At 70.4% G+C, this 304-nt stretch carries 1 protein-coding gene; it reads left to right on the top strand.

Annotated elements, in window-relative coordinates:
* Nucleotides 1–304 (top strand): class I tRNA ligase family protein (locus tag NE591_RS14095; protein WP_256156957.1); only part of this gene is annotated, 304 nt, incomplete at both ends.

Genomic DNA, 304 nt, shown 5'->3' with positions numbered 1-304 from the left:
CGTTACCAAGGATCGCCTGTACGCCGAGGCGCCGGCCTCGCCGCGCCGCCGGGCCGTGCAGACCGTGCCCATGAACATCCTGGAGGTGCTCGTGCGGGTCATGGCCCCCATCCTGTCGTTCACCACCGACGAGGTGTGGGAGTGCTACCCGCCGGCCTTCCGCGCCATCGAGGGCCGCGAGGCCTCGGTGCAGCTGGCCGGTTGGCCGTGCGCGCGCGACTTCGTGCCTTCTCTGCCTGCCGATGCGGGCGCGCAAGTGGCGACCATAGAGGAGATGATGGCCGTCCGCGAGGTGGTCACCAAG

This window comes from Adlercreutzia sp. DFI.6.23, assembly GCF_024462535.1.
GTDB classification, from domain to species: Bacteria; Actinomycetota; Coriobacteriia; order Coriobacteriales; family Eggerthellaceae; genus Adlercreutzia; species Adlercreutzia rubneri.
This window is presented reverse-complemented; position numbering and strand designations above follow the sequence as displayed.